11 protein-coding genes are annotated in these 15691 nt (G+C 61.1%); 2 read left to right on the top strand and 9 right to left on the bottom strand.

Features of this window, described 5'->3' with window-relative positions:
- Positions 1-1479 (bottom strand): hypothetical protein, encoded by a 1479-nt coding sequence (locus PP1Y_RS22410; RefSeq protein ID WP_193789710.1) that lies wholly within the window; start codon positions 1477-1479, stop codon positions 1-3.
- A complete protein-coding gene (locus PP1Y_RS22405; protein ID WP_013834222.1) occupies positions 1476-2546 on the bottom strand; it encodes a sulfotransferase in 1071 nt (356 codons plus the stop codon). The genes PP1Y_RS22410 and PP1Y_RS22405 overlap by 4 nt, the downstream gene beginning before the upstream one ends.
- A 380-nt stretch (positions 2547-2926) precedes the next feature.
- On the opposite strand from PP1Y_RS22405, the gene PP1Y_RS22400 reads away from it, so the two are divergent.
- Positions 2927-3157 carry a hypothetical protein gene (locus tag PP1Y_RS22400; protein WP_041559104.1) on the top strand — a complete coding sequence of 77 codons (231 nt, stop codon included), beginning with the start codon at positions 2927-2929 and terminating at the stop codon, positions 3155-3157.
- A gap of 102 nt (positions 3158-3259) precedes the next feature.
- On the opposite strand, the gene PP1Y_RS22395 is transcribed toward PP1Y_RS22400, so the two are convergent.
- From PP1Y_RS22395 to PP1Y_RS22365, 7 genes are all read right to left on the bottom strand, one after another.
- Entirely contained in the window at positions 3260-3823 is a 564-nt protein-coding gene (locus tag PP1Y_RS22395; RefSeq protein ID WP_013834221.1) for a calcium-binding protein, read from the bottom strand.
- 462 nt (positions 3824-4285) lie between these two features.
- Complete coding sequence (locus PP1Y_RS22390; protein WP_013834220.1) at positions 4286-7009, bottom strand: S8 family serine peptidase; 2724 nt, start codon at positions 7007-7009, stop codon at positions 4286-4288.
- A 472-nt stretch (positions 7010-7481) separates the two neighbouring features.
- Positions 7482-9320: a hypothetical protein gene (locus PP1Y_RS22385; RefSeq protein WP_232512524.1), complete on the bottom strand. Its 1839-nt coding sequence runs from the start codon at positions 9318-9320 to the stop codon at positions 7482-7484.
- A 1-nt stretch (position 9321) separates the two neighbouring features.
- Positions 9322-10572, bottom strand: a complete 1251-nt coding sequence (locus PP1Y_RS22380; protein ID WP_013834218.1) for a polysaccharide pyruvyl transferase family protein — start codon at positions 10570-10572, stop codon at positions 9322-9324.
- Positions 10572-11924 carry an FAD-dependent oxidoreductase gene (locus PP1Y_RS22375; protein ID WP_013834217.1) on the bottom strand — a complete coding sequence of 451 codons (1353 nt, stop codon included), beginning with the start codon at positions 11922-11924 and terminating at the stop codon, positions 10572-10574. Before PP1Y_RS22375 ends, PP1Y_RS22380 begins: the two co-directional genes overlap by 1 nt.
- 61 nt (positions 11925-11985) lie before the next feature.
- Positions 11986-12699, bottom strand: a complete 714-nt coding sequence (locus PP1Y_RS22370; protein WP_232512522.1) for a sugar transferase — start codon at positions 12697-12699, stop codon at positions 11986-11988.
- A 313-nt stretch (positions 12700-13012) separates the two neighbouring features.
- Entirely contained in the window at positions 13013-13813 is an 801-nt protein-coding gene (locus PP1Y_RS22365; RefSeq protein ID WP_013834214.1) for a sulfotransferase, read from the bottom strand.
- 211 nt (positions 13814-14024) lie between these two features.
- Between PP1Y_RS22365 and PP1Y_RS22360 the strand changes: the two genes are divergently transcribed.
- Entirely contained in the window at positions 14025-15560 is a 1536-nt protein-coding gene (locus tag PP1Y_RS22360; RefSeq protein WP_013834213.1) for an oligosaccharide flippase family protein, read from the top strand.
- The last annotated feature ends 131 nt before the right edge of the window (positions 15561-15691 follow it).

Here is a 15691-nt window from a genome sequence, read left to right as displayed (position 1 = left end):
TCATCCAATCCAGGTCGCATGAGCGTTCGCGCTGCGAGTCTGGCCTTGGGCATGCAGCGCGCAATGCAGGGCGGTTCCGGCCAGATTTTCCGTGCGCCTTGCATTGGTGATTGAAAGTGCTGTGACCAAACCGAAGCCGAAAGCCGTCATTCCGCCAAAGTCGGCATCGCCAACCATCAAGGTCACGACGAAACTGGGAACGAAAGAGAAGCGAAAGCCTGATATCAGCAGCTGGCTTTCAATCGGGGTGCCTGCAGTCGGCCGCAAGAGCGATTGCAAGGCAAAGCCGTAATAGAGGGCCCCGCCGACCAGTCCCGCGCCGCTGAGAATGGCCACGAAACTGCTCGATGCGCGGGTGCTGCCGATACCGACACCGAAACCGTGCGTGGCTAGAACACTGTCCCAAGCCACGGCGCGCCACATGCCGCGTTCGGCGAAGGAATTCGACGCTGTTTTCTGCAGGACCATACGATCGATCAGCTCGAACACCGGGGCGAGGACTTCGGGCCGGACGATCAGTAGCAGTGAGACACCTATGAGAAGGGCGATGATGACGGAGAGTTCGCCGCCCAGGCCCCGGCGATAGATTGCGAACCGTCGGCTGTCTGCATTGGCGCGAACCAGCCACTCAAGCCCGGCGACCCCGAGCAGAAGAGCGATCCCGACATAAGTGCCCGATGAGGTGGAGAGCCATGCGCAAAGCGTGAGCAACGCGAAGATCATCGGAACCCAGACGTTGCGGAGTGTGCCATCGAAGATTGCCCGGCGGTAGAAGTAGAGGCCTGCCATGAGCGCCAGGCAGATCCCGCCATAGGCCGAGGCTTCCGGCATGAGCCCGGTGACCCGCCGTGAGCCCAGAACCTCAACATCTGTAACGAGTGCATAAGTTGCGGTTCGGAACGGCGCGAGCAGGGGATCGAGAGGCAGGTAGCGACTGGCATGATCGAGAAGACCGGTTGCAGCAGTCATGGCTCCCCCCAGGCACAAGGCTCTGAGCGCGTGTTGGCGCATGGCGGCAGATTGCAGGCTGACGGCAAAGGCAAAAACCGAAAAGACCGCGATCGTGAGATAGGCGAATTGCGACAGGTTCTGCAGGGTCGGCCGCAGGGGCGCAGTATCGCTCAATATGCCGCGGATGGGCACGATCATGACGGCGTTCTCGAACAGGCGCGGCATGAAGAAAGTCGTGACGCCAGCGACAAGCCAGAACAGGAACAGGAGCATCAGTCTGTGCGGTGCCAAGGCCAGCGAGAGTATTTCTGCCGGCCCTTGTGGCTTGCAGAACGTGCGCAAGACGATGAGCACGGTGACGAGCGGCGTGGGCGTGAAAGTGAGTCCGCCGGTCAGAAACGGCGGGATTGCGGCAAAAGCTCCGAACGGAAGTGTGGCGAAGAACAGGTAGATCAGCACCGGCTTGCGGCTGGCGACCCCCCAAAGCGCAAGGCTCCAGAACGCGGCGATGGGGAGCAAATCGATCACTGGCGCATCGATGCCGTGTGAGGATCGATGAGGGCCTTGGCTGCAGCTGCAGTGGCATCGGCCTGAGTGGCACCGGCCTGAATCTTGGCTTGCTCCGCATCCCACAAATCCAGCTTTCGCCCAATAAGGCTTTCAAACTGTGCGCGGCGCGGCGTGAGATATTCGGATAGGAACTGCCGGGCCTCAGCCTCGTCGACTTCTGCCTTGTCGAACGTGACGGTTGATGTTTCTCGCAGCCAGTCGATCCAACCGCGAGGCAGATGTGTGCGCAGGGCTGCCCACAGAGAGGAATCGCGCAGCTTGCGGACCGCGGCGAAGCGCTGTCTTCGGCTGGTGGGCGGCGAGCGATGGCGATCGCTGAGCTGCGCTTCGTGATAATCGAATGGAGCAAGGCCCAGCCAATCCAGTACGCCGGCCAAAACCTCACGCCGGTTCGTCCGCAATTCTTCGGCGACAACAACGTGGATCTGATCGCGATCGAAGTATTCGAGATATGCGCGAAGCTGCAGCGCATAATCCGAAGTGTCGCGATAGAGAGGATCTTCGCGCATCGCCTGGGCAACGGGGCGGACCTCCTGGAATTCCTTGTAACGCTGCCAGTAGTGACCGATCGCGCGTGTTACCGGCTCGCGAACGGTGTAGATGATGCGCGCGTCCGGGCAAGCCGCGGCAATGCGGGCTGGAACCCCGCTGCGGTGCGGAGCCTGAGAATAGTAGACGCTGCCTTCGCCGCGATAGCGCGCTGTATGGCCGCCCTTCCAGAGATCGAGATAGGCGGCTGGGTCGTGGGAACAGGGCCTGCGGGCCATGATGGGCCAGGCCTTTTCCAGTTCACCTTGATCGACGAAGAAGCATGGCTCCTTCTCGGTGCTCATGCAGATGTCCGGATGCGGTTTGAGGTAAGCGTGCAATGCGCTTGAACCTGACTTTGAAGCGCCGATCACGAAAAGGTTGGGCGCGAGTGGATTCGCCGTTGATCCATGCGATCCGACATCGAAGACACGTGCGCGGGCAGCGGCAGGGTCGGTCAGGGGCTCGGTGAGGAGAAGGGCGCTATCCTGGGGCAATTGCGCGATCCATATGCAGCTGCGGAGCAAGTCGGCACTCTAACTCTGCCAGCCTGCACTCGAAATCCGAGACGCTTCGGGAATGACGCTATCGATAGCCGTTCGCTCCATTTTGGCGCGGACCTGTGGCCCTTTTTTTTAAGTTGCGCACGGTTGGAGCGGGATGAGTGGGCCTGGCCTTACCGGGGTGCGCGTCGGGATTCAGTCAAATCCGGTTAACCGGCACCCGCAATCCCGAGGACGCGATTTAACTATGTCTGTAGGACCGGCTGGAAGACAATCCTGCCTATTGAACTACCTGAAAATTAACGTCTTGACGTTAGACACCTGACAGGTCGCGCGCAGGGAGATTGCCGCTGCCATAACGCGGGAGCTGGAAAATGGCCGCCTCAACACTTCGCAAGCCAATGCACCATGGGGACTCGGGTACTTCGTCCAAGGTCGCGTCGGGAACCGCGCGAGAGAGCAGGGAGGCGTCTCCCTGGCTTGTCGCGGTTGCCCCGGCCGATGCCGATACGCAATCCGAAGCGCGCCAGCCTGCGCTTGGACTTGCCATTGCCCTGACATTTTCGGCCTGTTTCTGGGTGGCCCTCGCAATCGCGTTCCTGTGAAGGCGCGGCGGGCAAGGTTGCCCACGCGATGCGTGAGAAAGCCGGATCGGGCGTAGGGTTACCCGATCCGGCCTCGCGTTGCCCGCCTGTCGGGCGCGCCCCTCAGACGACCAAAGTCGCCCCGGAAAAGTCGCTACCGGTGAGGTGTTCGTCGTAGAACGTGACGGAGGTACTGCCGTAAGTGAGGATCGTGTTGCTGCCGGCATAGGACAGGCTGTAGGTGCCGCCGTCGGTTAGTTCGACATTGTCATATCCCACTTCGAAATCGAAAACCTTGTCGGTTCCGTCGGCACTGTCGAATACGAAAGTGTCGAGTCCCATTTCGTTGTCGTTTCCATCGCCGGCATTGTCGCCGTAGAGCACGTCGTTGCCATCTCCGCCGATGATGATGTCGTTTCCGTCGCCGCCGTAGATGCGGTCATTCTGGGCGCCGCCATCGAGGGTGTCGTCACCGACGCCGCCGAAGAGCTTGTCGTTTGAGGAATCGCCTTCAATGTAGTCATTGCCTTCGTCGCCGTAGAGGCGATCTGCATTGGCTCCGCCATGGATTTCGTCGTCGCTCGCTCCGGCCTTCACGACATCGCGGGCGCCGCCAGCGGAAATGACATCCGAATCCGCGGTGCCGGCGATATTGTCGCCACCTTCTGTGCCAAGAACTTCTGCCATGGGAACATTCCTTTCCAATCGATCCGTCAGTTGATCTGCCTCGACTCCGAGGTGCCGGCGTCCCTTATTGTCTTTTCGGCGAGCCGGGTCTGATCGCGACGACCCGGCACGAAACAAGGCGCGTTATTGAACGCGCCCAACCCTCTTAAATTCACGACATTTTGTCTGATTAGATGGCTCGGTATCGGAGCGGCCTCTTCCCATGGCCGCGCATCGAAGGCGGTGTCTGGGCCTTTTCCGGTGTGGATTTCCAAGCAAGCACTAAGGAACGCTGCGCACGAGCCTATCATCCGATCCAGATCATTATCTTGCCGCAGCGTGCACTGCGCGTACGCAGAATGTCCCCGCCATGGCAGGGACGAAACCTAACCGGTCGAACGCGAAAGCAAAAATCGGACGGTCGCCGCTTCCCATGGGCTCTATATTCGGGAAAAGCACCGACCGTCCGACTCCCCCCAGGGGCTATGCCCAGATCAGGCCCATGTCGGCGGCGCTCAGGCCGAGCTGGTCGAGGCCTTCCCCCTTGATCCGGGCAATTTCCGTCACGTTGCCGTCGAGGTGCATTTCGAAGTACGTACTCGTGCCGGATGTGACGAATTCGAAGGTCGCATCGCTGCTGGCGGCAAGGCCGGTCACCATGATCCGATCGCCCTCGGCGGCATTGAAGTCGTAGATCACGTCGAGTCCGTCGAGATCGGCCATGTTGAATACGAAGGTGTCCGAGCCTGCATCGCCGTAGAGGCGATCGCTGCCACTGCCGCCTTCGATCCAGTCGTCGCCGTCGCCGCCCCTGAGCAAGTCGTCGCCGTCGCCGCCCATCAACTTGTCGATGCCGATCTCGCCATAGAGCTTGTCCATGCCGCTGCCGCCTTGTAGCAGGTCGTTGCCGGCGCCGCCCATCAACTTGTCGTCGCCTTCGCCGCCCTGCAGCGCGTCGTCACCGCCCCGACCGAGCAGGACGTCGTCGCCGGCCAGTCCTTCGATCATATCCGCCACTTTGCTTCCGACGATCTTTTCGCCGAGTTCGGTTCCGGCCATGTGCTTGTCATAGCTGCGCGTGGCTTCGTCTAAGGACGATTCCGACCCGGTCGCCGGACTGTTGCCAGTGTCGGTGCCGGAATCGGTTCCGCTGTCCGTCGCATGCTCGTCCGTCCCGTCGGCTGTCGGAACGTCCGCGGATACAGATCCGCTGTCCAGTCTGCCAAGGATCTGGGCTAGGGTGTACTGGCCATCGGCAAGGCTGAAAGTCTCGACATTGCAGACCCTCGACACTTCTCCGGATCGCACTGAAATCGCCAGTTCGCCGTCCTGAGTAGCGTGACCGGTGAGCGCCGTGATGCTGCAATCGAGGACCAACGTGTCATTGCCCTGTCCGCCGTCGATATGGTCATTGCCGAAACTGAAGTAGATGACGTCATCGCCGCGTCCAGCGTCCAGCACGTTTGCCTGCTTGTTGCCGATCAGCACGTCGTTGCCATCGCCGCCAAAGGCGTTCTCTATCGCATTGGCGTCGAGGGTGAGCGATACGCCGGCAATCACGCTGTGGGTCGCCGCGCTGAGGTCGATCACGGAATTTCCTGTCGCCGCCGCGGCGTTCAGGGTGTCGTTCCCCCCGTCGGTATCGTGCAGGATCTTGCGCGCGGCGAGGTCCGCGCCTGAATAGATCGAGCCGAATTCGTCGGTGTAGATATAGACATCGTCGGCCAGATTATGGGCATCGCCCGAGACCGTCAGGGTCACGCCCTGCAAGTCGCCGATGAGCGGGTTGCCGCTCTTGTCCGTGGCATCGGGATTGCGATTGTAGATGTCCACGGTCCAGGTCCCGGCCGACTGCTCTCCCATCGAGGCGACGGAATCGAGCGTGAAATTGCGCAGGTTGCCGATCCTGTCGTCGTAAGGCATGTCATAGACTAGGCGCACTTGGGTGCCGTCCGGCGACGTCAGGTAGACGTCGAGATCACCGGTATTGAGCCAGCGCAGGTCCATCGCCAGTTGCACGTGTTCAACGTCGATCTTCTCGCCGACCTCGATGCCGACCGAGATATGGTCGCGCGATCCAGCGACGAGGTTCTGTGACAGTTCGACTGTCTCGGAAATCTTGGCGAGGGTGGCGAACGTCTTCTGGCTCGACCAGGTTTCGGCAAGGCGCACCGCGTCATGTACGTTGAGGAAGCCGTAGCCGAATGCATCACTGAAGTGCAGGCCGCCACCGTTGAAGTCGGTAGCCCCATTGGTCCGCCAGCCATCGCCCCAATTGGCGGAATCGGCGAGGCCTTCGCGGTGTGCCGAGCGAGCGAGGATCTGCTGGACGTCGCGATAGCCAAGTTCGGGGTTGGCCTCCAGCATCAGCCCGATGGCGGCCGATACTGCCGGTGCGGCGAAGGAGGTGCCGTTGACCGTATCGAACCGATCCTTGAGGTCGGTGGTATAGATGTCCCGTCCGGCCGCTGAGATCAGGACATTGGCGCCCAGGCTGGTGAAGGATGACGGCGACCCGTTCGGATCGACCGCGCCAACCGCGACCGTATAGGGCGAGTTCTGGAAATTGTGGTAGTTCGACGTGCCGGAGGTGCCGGCATTGCCCGCGGCGAAAACCACTGATGTGCCAAGCCCCGCGCGGCCCTGGGACGCGAGCTCCACCAGCGCATCCTGATACTGTGAGTTCTTGGCGAAGTTGTCGGCCAGGTTTGCGACGAAGCTCCAGCTGTTGTTGACGACATCAAGGCCAGTGGAGGCCTTTAGCGCGGAGACGATCTGGTCGGTGGCCGCGTCGGAACTGTAGTCGATGCCAAGGCCGATAAGGCTTGCGCCCGAGGCGATGCCGACGATTCCGAAGTCATTGTTGGCTTCGGCGGATATGATCCCAGCCACCGAAGTGCCGTGAAACAGAGGAAGGTCGTTCGGATCGATGACAGGGGCATCGGTGTTGAGCGCGAAGTTGTAATCGTGCGTGGTGTCGTAGGCCTTCTTCAGCTCGGCGTTCGTGTAATCGATCTGGGAATCGATGACGCCGATCTTTACGCCGGTGCCGACGTATTCTTTCCAGACCGAATAGACATCGATGCTGAGCGAAGAGAGCGAAGACCCGTCAAGATACCATTGCTTGTTCTCGCGAGTGTCATTGTAATACTGCCCGGCAGGCGCAAGGCTGCTGGCTGCCTCAACGGCATCGAAAATTTCCGACATGAGCGACCCTTTGTTACTTCTTCGTTCGCAGGTTCGTGCTTATGGCGAGCACCTTTGTTTCCGCGACTGCGCAATTCGGATATCGGTCGCCTATTAAATGGAGTGTGTATTCTTGTGGTAAATCATTTTCGGTCCATTTCTCTGCCAATGGTCAGTGGATGGTAAGTATTCGACCAGGCGATGTTTCTACGTATTCTTACGTTTTTTTTGAATTTTTTGGCGTGCGTTGCGTGAGGTAGGTCACGTCAGAACGCATTCGCTCGAAGGTCGACCGTCTGCACTGCAGGGCACAGGATCGCCATATTCCTCGGGATGTTTCCATAGTGGTGCGGAAAGGAGGAATCTGCAAAGTTGGTAGAAATCGATGGCGAAATGTCAGTTTCGGGCAGGTTCGATGGCGTGCCGAGCCTCCGCGGTCGCGATGGGCGAGGGCGAATCGGGGCAATGCAGGAAGGCGCTTCTGAAGGCTCGATCAGTTTGTCAGGGCGTCGACCGCATCCGGACATTTCTTGGGGTCAAACAGGCGGATACGATAAGTGATCTGACCAGCCTTTGCTCCGGATGGAACGGCGAGGGTAATAGAAAGCCTGTCACCCCGTTTTGCCTTTATCTCTTGTTCGATGGTGAGCCGAGACTTGCTGGACTTTTGCAGGAGCAGGCGGTCATTGCTGTCCACCGAAACGCGTAATTCCGGGCCGCTAGCCTGAGTGGGCGCAAAGCTGGCGCGGATCATGAGGCGATCGGATTGCCGGACAAGATAGCGATGGACGATTTCCGTCGCACCGGGATTTGGGCGCTCGGCACTCGTGTCCCGCCGCGTTCGTCCCGCAAAGACCACTGTGTCGGCAGCAAGGCGCAAGCCGGGGAGGTCCGTCAGCCCAAGGTAGGGTGTCCAGGGTACGCCGCGGCGCTGTTGCCCGGGCATGGTTTCCAGTGCAAACTTATTGCGACCAATCTTGATGAAGCGCTCGAAAGCGTCCGGCTCCTGCGAATTCGTGGGGATGACCGGATCAGGATAGGCGAACTGGTAAAAGCTGTCTGCGATCAGCGGGTTACAGCCGACGCGGACGTTGGTACCCAGCACGAGAGGCTTGCTACCGACGAGCATGATCGCGCGATCCGCCGCCATTTGCAGTCCATCGACTGACAGGGGCGAGCCGGTTGCATCGAAAGCGCGAACAATGCTGCCATCGGCGAAAACCGGGCGGGGCGCACCCCATAGCGCCCAGGTCCTGGGTCCGAAGGCATGGATGAAGGTGAAGGGATCCGGGCTGATGTTGATGGCTGCATGGCGCGCCAACCGGCTTTGCACCAAGCGGAAGGCTAGGCCGGCCCCGGTCAGGCTCTGGTTGCGGCCGAGCAGCGGAACGTGCCCATCGCCCCGCTCATTGAGTGGATACCAGTCCATCTCCTGCACGCCGGCCGCCGAGAGGGTCGCATAGGCCCTGAGCAGATCGTCGGCGGCGCGGGTCGGGTCGCGACTGGCGAATTCCGTGACATATAGCGGCACCTGTGCCGCACGCGCACTTCTGCGCAGCACCGCAATCTGTCTTTGGAGTTGGTCGATCGCCGTTGTGTAAGGGTGAACGGCAAGCCCCTCTATAACAGGTGGGACATCTTCCTCCAGCAGGGGGCGGAGATAGCCCGCCGGCAGGGAATGGGTGGCGCCGCCCAGCACTTTTACTTGAGGGCGCACGGCCTTGGCATACCGCGCGGCGCTGCGAACCATTGCGAGGTGATAGCGACGGCGCTGCTCAAGCCCGGCCTTGGCAACAGGACCGTTTACGAAATTGCCGCCATTGAACTCGTTGCCGATCTCGAGCCGGTCTATGGCAGGAAAGCGGGCAACCAAGGCGGCGGCAAAACGGCCGAAGGCTTCAAGCGCTTCGGCAGAATGTGGCGTCTTGCCGTCATCGTAGAGCGGATTGCCCCAGTTGAGAGTCAAGGTCAGATGCGCTCCGGCCTGCCCGATCTGCGCCATATAGGCCGTGCGCGGCTCGTCGAAATCGTAGCGGCCCGGTTTGCGCTCAACCTCGCCCCAGCGAATGCCGTCTCGGAAGCGGCGCACCGGCAATTGCACGGCGGCCTGAAACGTTCCGGGATTCCATCCTTGCGAGAAGTTCGATGCAGCCCCCAATTCCATCGGACGACGACTGGTGTTGTGGGCGGCGGCCGTCGTCGGCGCAATGGCCTCCGTGCTTTCGTCCGCTGCCTGCACGGAGGCGCAGGCCAGTGCGAGACACGGGATGGCCGCTAGCCATTTGAGTCGCATCCTCGATCCAGTCGGGCGATTGAGCAGGATGCAGCTCATGCTATCCGATCGCGCGATAGATCTCGGCCAGCAGATCGGACACGCCTTGCCGCGTCTGCCCGGCTACCCGCGCGCGTTCACCGGGCGCGATGCCCTGATCCATGGCCTTGATGAGTTGTTCACCGGCATCTTTACTGGAGGTCCGTACCGGTGGGCAGAGCCAATCGGCGCGGTTCACCGAGCGAACGAAGGACTCCAGCTTAGGGTCCCAGCTCAGGGCCAGGAATGGCACACCGCAGGAATAGGCGGCAATGATCGCATGCATGCGGAACGCCGCAATGCCGGCGCAGCCGGCGATCAGCCTCGTGAGCTCGGCGGGTGTGTCAATCACCGGAAAGCTTACGCGGCCCAGCTTGTCCAGGCGCATGAGCGGGGCATGCAGGCGGCAGGTATATTCGCGGTCTTCCGGACTGCCGTTGGAGAACACCGCCAGCCTGTATCCGCGATCGAGCAGGCTGCGTGCCAGTTCGACATACCATTCAGTCAGTTCTGCTTCGCCGGGGGCATGGCTGGCGTGGTAGCGGACCGCCAGCGGGCTTGTCAGGTTGAGGCCGATCAGCGGCTCACTCCGGGCGAATGGCCTTGTGCGGATGGCGTAGCGCGAGCTGGCGAGCAGCCCGGGGTCGCGCACAGTATCGGCTGCAAGAGTCGTATCGTGGCCGATCAGTTCGTTCCATATCCGGCGGGATCGTTCGTCGCGCACCCATACCTTTCGGATATTTCCCCGTCGCACGGCGGCTTTCATGAGGGTCAGGCCCTGGCGGCTCCATCCGGAGGATACGCCGCAGCCGTATATGAACACGGGCAAGTTCCGCCATGCTGCTGCCGCAAGGGCAAGTGACAGTTTGGTGGGAAAGTTCAGGTCGAGATCGGCGATCAGGTTGCCGCCGCCGATAACGGCACACTGGGCTCCTTCGAGCGATCGCAGGTAGTGCGGCATCCAGGATCGCCGGCCCTGAATCGCCAGGGGCGCGCGAACGGCCAACTTGCGCACCGGGTCGGGGAAGGTGCCCAAGACGCGCATTTTCAGCGCTCTACCCTCTGCGCCTTCGCCGTAGGCGGTACGCGCCGCCAAGTCGATCGACCAGGTATCAGCGCTGGCCCCGGCATCGATTAGCGCCTGCTCGAGGCACTCGGAAAGCAGGCCGTCGCCCAGGTTGGGGCTGAACTTCACGTTGAATAGCCGAATGCGCGGGCCGACCCGCGGCAAGGCTTCGATATTGTCAAGCGGCTGTGTCAGGCCCTGCGTCATCAGGCGGCCAGTTCACGAGAAGGCTTGGCGAGGCCGGCGACTTCGAGCTCCTCGATGACGCGCCGAATGACTCCGCTGGATGTCGGCAGGTATTCGAAGCGCCCTTGCCGCCCTGCCGTGACGATGCCCTTGGATGAGATCTTCGCGAGAAGCGATTGCACTCTCGCCCTCGTGCCCGGTGTATGCAGCGGATAGCAATTTTCTACCCGCTCATGGCCTTCCAGCGACAGTCCGTGGGCGACACCGAGAACGGTGGCATGGCGACAGAAATCGTCGAAAGCCGAAAGCGGGTCATGTTGACCGCCCGGCGGGATGGTTGTCTCGACTGCGAGGTATTCCCGCCGGATCACGCTCTTGGCGTAGATCCGGGAATATATCGTTGCGCGCTTCCAGCGACCGTCACGGTGGAAGTTGAAAAGGACATTTCCTGCTTCCGGATCAATCCAGCGAGCCGAGACGAACAGGGTTGTCATGTCCAGCGAAACGAGGCCGGATGCCGTGCCGAAAAGGGCTTGGTGCAGTGTATCGATCGGTATGGTGCTGACGACGGCGTCGGCGAAGTGGCATGCCTTGTCGGTCCGCAGCATGTGGACCTTGCCGTCGGAGCGTATCGCCTGCAGGTCCTGGCCCAGCTCGAAACGAACGCCCTTGGCCGCTAGTGCGGCTGCGATCCGATCGAACACGATATCGAACCCGCGCTGCGGGCGCACGCGCAAGGGGCGTCTCCTCGGTTCCTGACTGCGGGAAGATCTGAGGAGCGAGGCCAGGCCGGTGCGCAGTAGGACATTAAGGCGTGTCGACTTTTCGATCTGGCCCATACGGCAAAAGAAGAACTCTTCGTCGATCTGGTTGGGTGGGCGATGATGATAGCGCGCCATGTAGGCACGGAGGCCAGTCGCGTCGAAGAAGCGGCTGCCCAGTCGTTGACGGGAAATGGCATCGAGCGTTCCGTCTCGTTTTACGCGAATACGGGAAAGCGCAAGGTCGAGCGCGGCGGGCCACAGCCGCAGGCCATGTTCCGAGATGATCTCCCGAATGTCGAGTGGGTAATGCAGGAGATTGCCGGAGGGGCTTATGCGGCGTTGAATGCGCCGTACTTCGGGGCACAGTTCCTTGATGTCCGGTGCCAGTGCGAAGATCTTGGCGTTGTCTTCATAGAAGATGCAGCCGACATCGAAGGTATATTCGTCGATCTGGCGCGAACGGTGAATGCCGCCGCAGGCACTGCGTCGATCGATCACCGTGACGCGAAATCCCGCATCGGCAAGTCGATCGGCTGCAGCGAGTCCGGCAATGCCGGCGCCGAGCACCACCACGGTTTCGGCGGCGTGCGAGGGCCTGGGATCAAGCATGTGCAGATCGCCTGCAACGGGGTGCCCGCATCGCTGTCGATGCGCTGGACAGGGCTCCATCTCAATAGGACCCGCGTGCAAGCATGACGGTCGGCACCGTCTTGCAGATCAGCCAGGTATCGAGCAGCAGGCCCTTGCGGGAGACATAGGCGACATCGAGACTGACACGCTGCTGGTAGGAGGTGTCGCTGCGTCCGCTTGTTTGCCACAGCCCGGTCAGGCCTGGGCGCACAAGGCAATAGTGTTCGAAGTGGCGTCCGTAACGTTCAACCTCGGCTTCGACGATCGGGCGAGGACCGACAATGCTCATCTCACCGCGCAGGACATTGATGAGCTGGGGGAATTCGTCCAGGCTCAGCTTTCGGACGAGCACACCGATCCGGGTTACGCGGGGGTCCTCCTTCAGTTTTCGGGTCGCGTTCCATTCCTGTCGGGCTTCCGGATTGTGCCGCAAGTGGACCGAGAGGATGGCATCGCCATCGACCTTCATTGTCCGGAACTTGATGCAATCGAAGTAGCGGCCGCTGAAGCCGATGCGCCGATGCTTGTAGAAGAGGGGCCCCGGATCGCTTGCCATCAGTACCGCCGAAAGCAGGGCGAGGAAGGGCAGGACAAGAAGCAGCAGTGCCACGGCGACGACGATATCGAACGATCGCCAGAGGAATGCTGCGAGAACTGGCGAAGGGCTCGGTGCTGAAGGGTGATCGTCGGCAGTATCTGGCAGGAAATAGTTGTCATTTCGAGTGACGGTTATTTCCATGATTGGTTTGTTCACCGGATACCCCCGTGTTGCCGCAGTTTGTACTGTCGATAATCGTCTTCATTGGAGTATCATCGGCCAGATTGGGCTCACAATCGAAGTTGCCTCCATACTGCACCAGATTGAACTCTAGCGGGGATTCTGCAACGATTGCCTGGAGGCGTTAGGGATTTAAGAATATGATATTTATAGTATAACTTAGGCTATTGGGGATGGCTCGCATTCGGCGGTAAATGTTCATCAGCCAGACACCTTGACTGTTTATCCGTATAATTACCGGGTAATTTCCATAAATATTCCGAAATTGAAGCGATTGGCCGCGAGGTATTTAAATAACAGCGCCTTCAAGGCGTTCTTCGAACAGGTCTGCAAGCAGTAGGTAGGCTTCATTCGCTCGTTTCCGCAGGGGGGCGGGCAGGTCGGCCATGACCGACTTCCCTTTCGGACGAAGGAGCGCCGGTTCGATCCGGTTGTACAGTCCGCTCATGAGGGGATCGCCGCCGCCACGTTCCCGCGATGCGGCGGTGCTTATGTATTCGTTCTTGAGTGGGGGGGTGAAGCGCAGGCGCCCAGAAATCCGTGCCAGTGTCTCATCCGGGTCGCGCAGGAGCCGTTCGTGTAGAATGCCGATCCGGCGGTGGGGAGGAAAGCGGGTCCAGAGCCTTGCCAGCGCCTCGGTACGTTCTGCGTAATAGCCGGCGGCCTTGAGCGGCGTATCGTAAGCCTGGCGTCCGAGCCGGACGAAGAGATCGGCAATGGAGGCAATCGACTCATCCGGGTGGCGCGCCATGAAAATGGCGCGCGCTTCGAAGAATTCGGGCTGGGCGTCCGCGTCGTGCCGGTTGTGCAGGACCTTGTCGAACAGCAACCGTGCTTCTGGGCGCCAGCCTTTGCGCCGCATCTGGTTGATCGCCAATCGTCCAAGGGCGCCGGGGCCGTCGTGGCGCACATGGGCTTCACCATAGCCGCTGATGTCGCCGCGCGAACACAGGATGTTGGCCAGGGCGGTGGAGCCGCAACGCATGTGCGCGAGGACAAAGACGCAATTGCGATAGCTGTAGAGATCGCTCGTGCGGCTCAAGAGCCAGCCGGCAGAGCGCTTGCCCGTTTCGCGAAGGGCCTGGATCATCGGGCGGACGCCTCCTTGATAGTCTGGGAAGGGTTAGTCCCTAACGGTTCGGCCGGCAGGACGCCGCCGGAATTGGGTCCATCGTGGAGCTAGTCGCGCTTGGGATTGCGGGGCCGCGGCCGCTACATGCCAGTGGTCACCCAGACGTGATGCGTGACAGGCGGCCTAGCCCGGTGCGCCTGTTTCTCCCGAATTGAGGCCAGTCGATCGCATGCAGGATCTGCTGCGTCCGCCCGGCCCGGTGCACGAGGATCAGTTGAAGCGAAGGACGGCTGCAGAATTGGAAACCACGGTGGGCCGGGTCAGGGATCTGCACGCGTCCGGAAGGCGCGGCGGCATCGCGCTCTTTGCATTTGTGGCGCGGTCGCTGCAGCAGGTGTCGACTCTCGTCATGACCTTTCTGGCTGCCCGTTTCTTGCTGCCGGCCGAATACGGGGTCTATGCCCTGGGGATCGTGTTCGTCGTCCTGATCCAGACGTTGACCTACACCGGCTTCTATCAGTTCATTCTCAATGCAAGGCAGGAAGAGGGCGTTGTGCTGTCGACTTGCTTCTGGCTGATCTTTGGGCTCGTCACCGCAGCGTCCGTGGTTCTGGCTGCGGCGGCCTATCCGATCGAGTGGCTTTTCGGTGCAAGGCACCTGGGCAACGTGATTGTCCTGCTCGCCCTGATCCAGCCCCTTGCCAGCATCGGGGCATGGTCTTCAGCGGCCTTGCTGCGCAGACGGGCCGTGATGCTGAATTTCACGATCATGTTCCTGCAGAACCTCATCGCTCTCCTGGCTGGTGGGTTCCTGATCTGGTTCTGGCATTCGCTCTACGCGCTCGTTGCCTTGCGCTATATACGGGTGATTTCAGGGGCCGTGCTGTTCGCCGTGCTCGGGCGCGACAGGCCCGGCCTGCGCTTCTCTCGTGCACTGGCCATTGACGCGACCGGGTTTTCGGGCGGTCTCTATCTTTCGCGCCTGCTGGGGTTCCTGTCGCGCTATGCGGGGGATATCCTGCTCGGCCTGTTCTACTCGTCGGGCGCCGTTGGCCTTTACCGGTTCGGCAACCGCGTCGCCACCGGAGCGACCGATATCGCGATGCAGCCGATGAGCAACTTCGCGGCCACGCAGTTCGGAGCGGCGGCCCGCGATGACCGGGAACTCGGCGCCGTCCTCGCGCGCTTTACCGGAACGATCGCCTTGCTCGGCGGAATGGTCGGGGCGGTAGTGATCGTGCTTGCGGCAGACGCCATAGCCGCGTTCTTCCAGCCTTCGTACAGGGGGGCCCTCGCCGTTACCGCCGCGATGGCTTTGCGGGGAATGGCCGGAGTAGGGCAGTCCCTCGTCGAGCCGGTCTTCGCTGCGCTGGGCAGGACGAGTTGGGTGCTGCTGTTCAACCTTATTGCCGGCACGCTGTCGGTTGCCGCCATCGCGGTGACGGCGCCCTTCGGACTTGGTGCGCTGGCTTGGGGGCAGGTTCTCGCAGTTCTTGCGATGACGGGGCTGGCGTTCTTCTTCATGCGCCGTCGTGGCGGCGTCGATATCGGCGCTGCCGGTCGGCGTTTTCTCGGCGCCGGCGCGCTGGCGCTTGCCTATGGCCTCGCACTTGCCGTCGTCCGGTATCAGGTCCTGCCGCTGGCGGGATTCTCGGCCGCACAAACGCTCTTTGCCGGCCTCCTGGTTGCGGCAGTAATGGGCGCGCTGTTCCTCGCTTTGTCGGCCCGTCTGCGCATCTTCAGTCTCCATGCCTTTTCGGGCTGACAGCGACTTATCCGGGAGATCAAGCCATGCTTCACTGTCCTGCCGAGAACCTGGTGTTTCTTCATGTGCCCAAGAATGCCGGAAAGAGCGTGCGTCATGCGCTTTCACGCCATGCGGCTCTCTCGTGGTCG

It is taken from the genome of Novosphingobium sp. PP1Y (assembly GCF_000253255.1).
Classification (GTDB): Bacteria; Pseudomonadota; Alphaproteobacteria; order Sphingomonadales; family Sphingomonadaceae; genus Novosphingobium.
The sequence above is the reverse complement of the archived record's forward strand: the minus strand, read 5'-3'. Positions and strand labels throughout refer to the sequence as shown.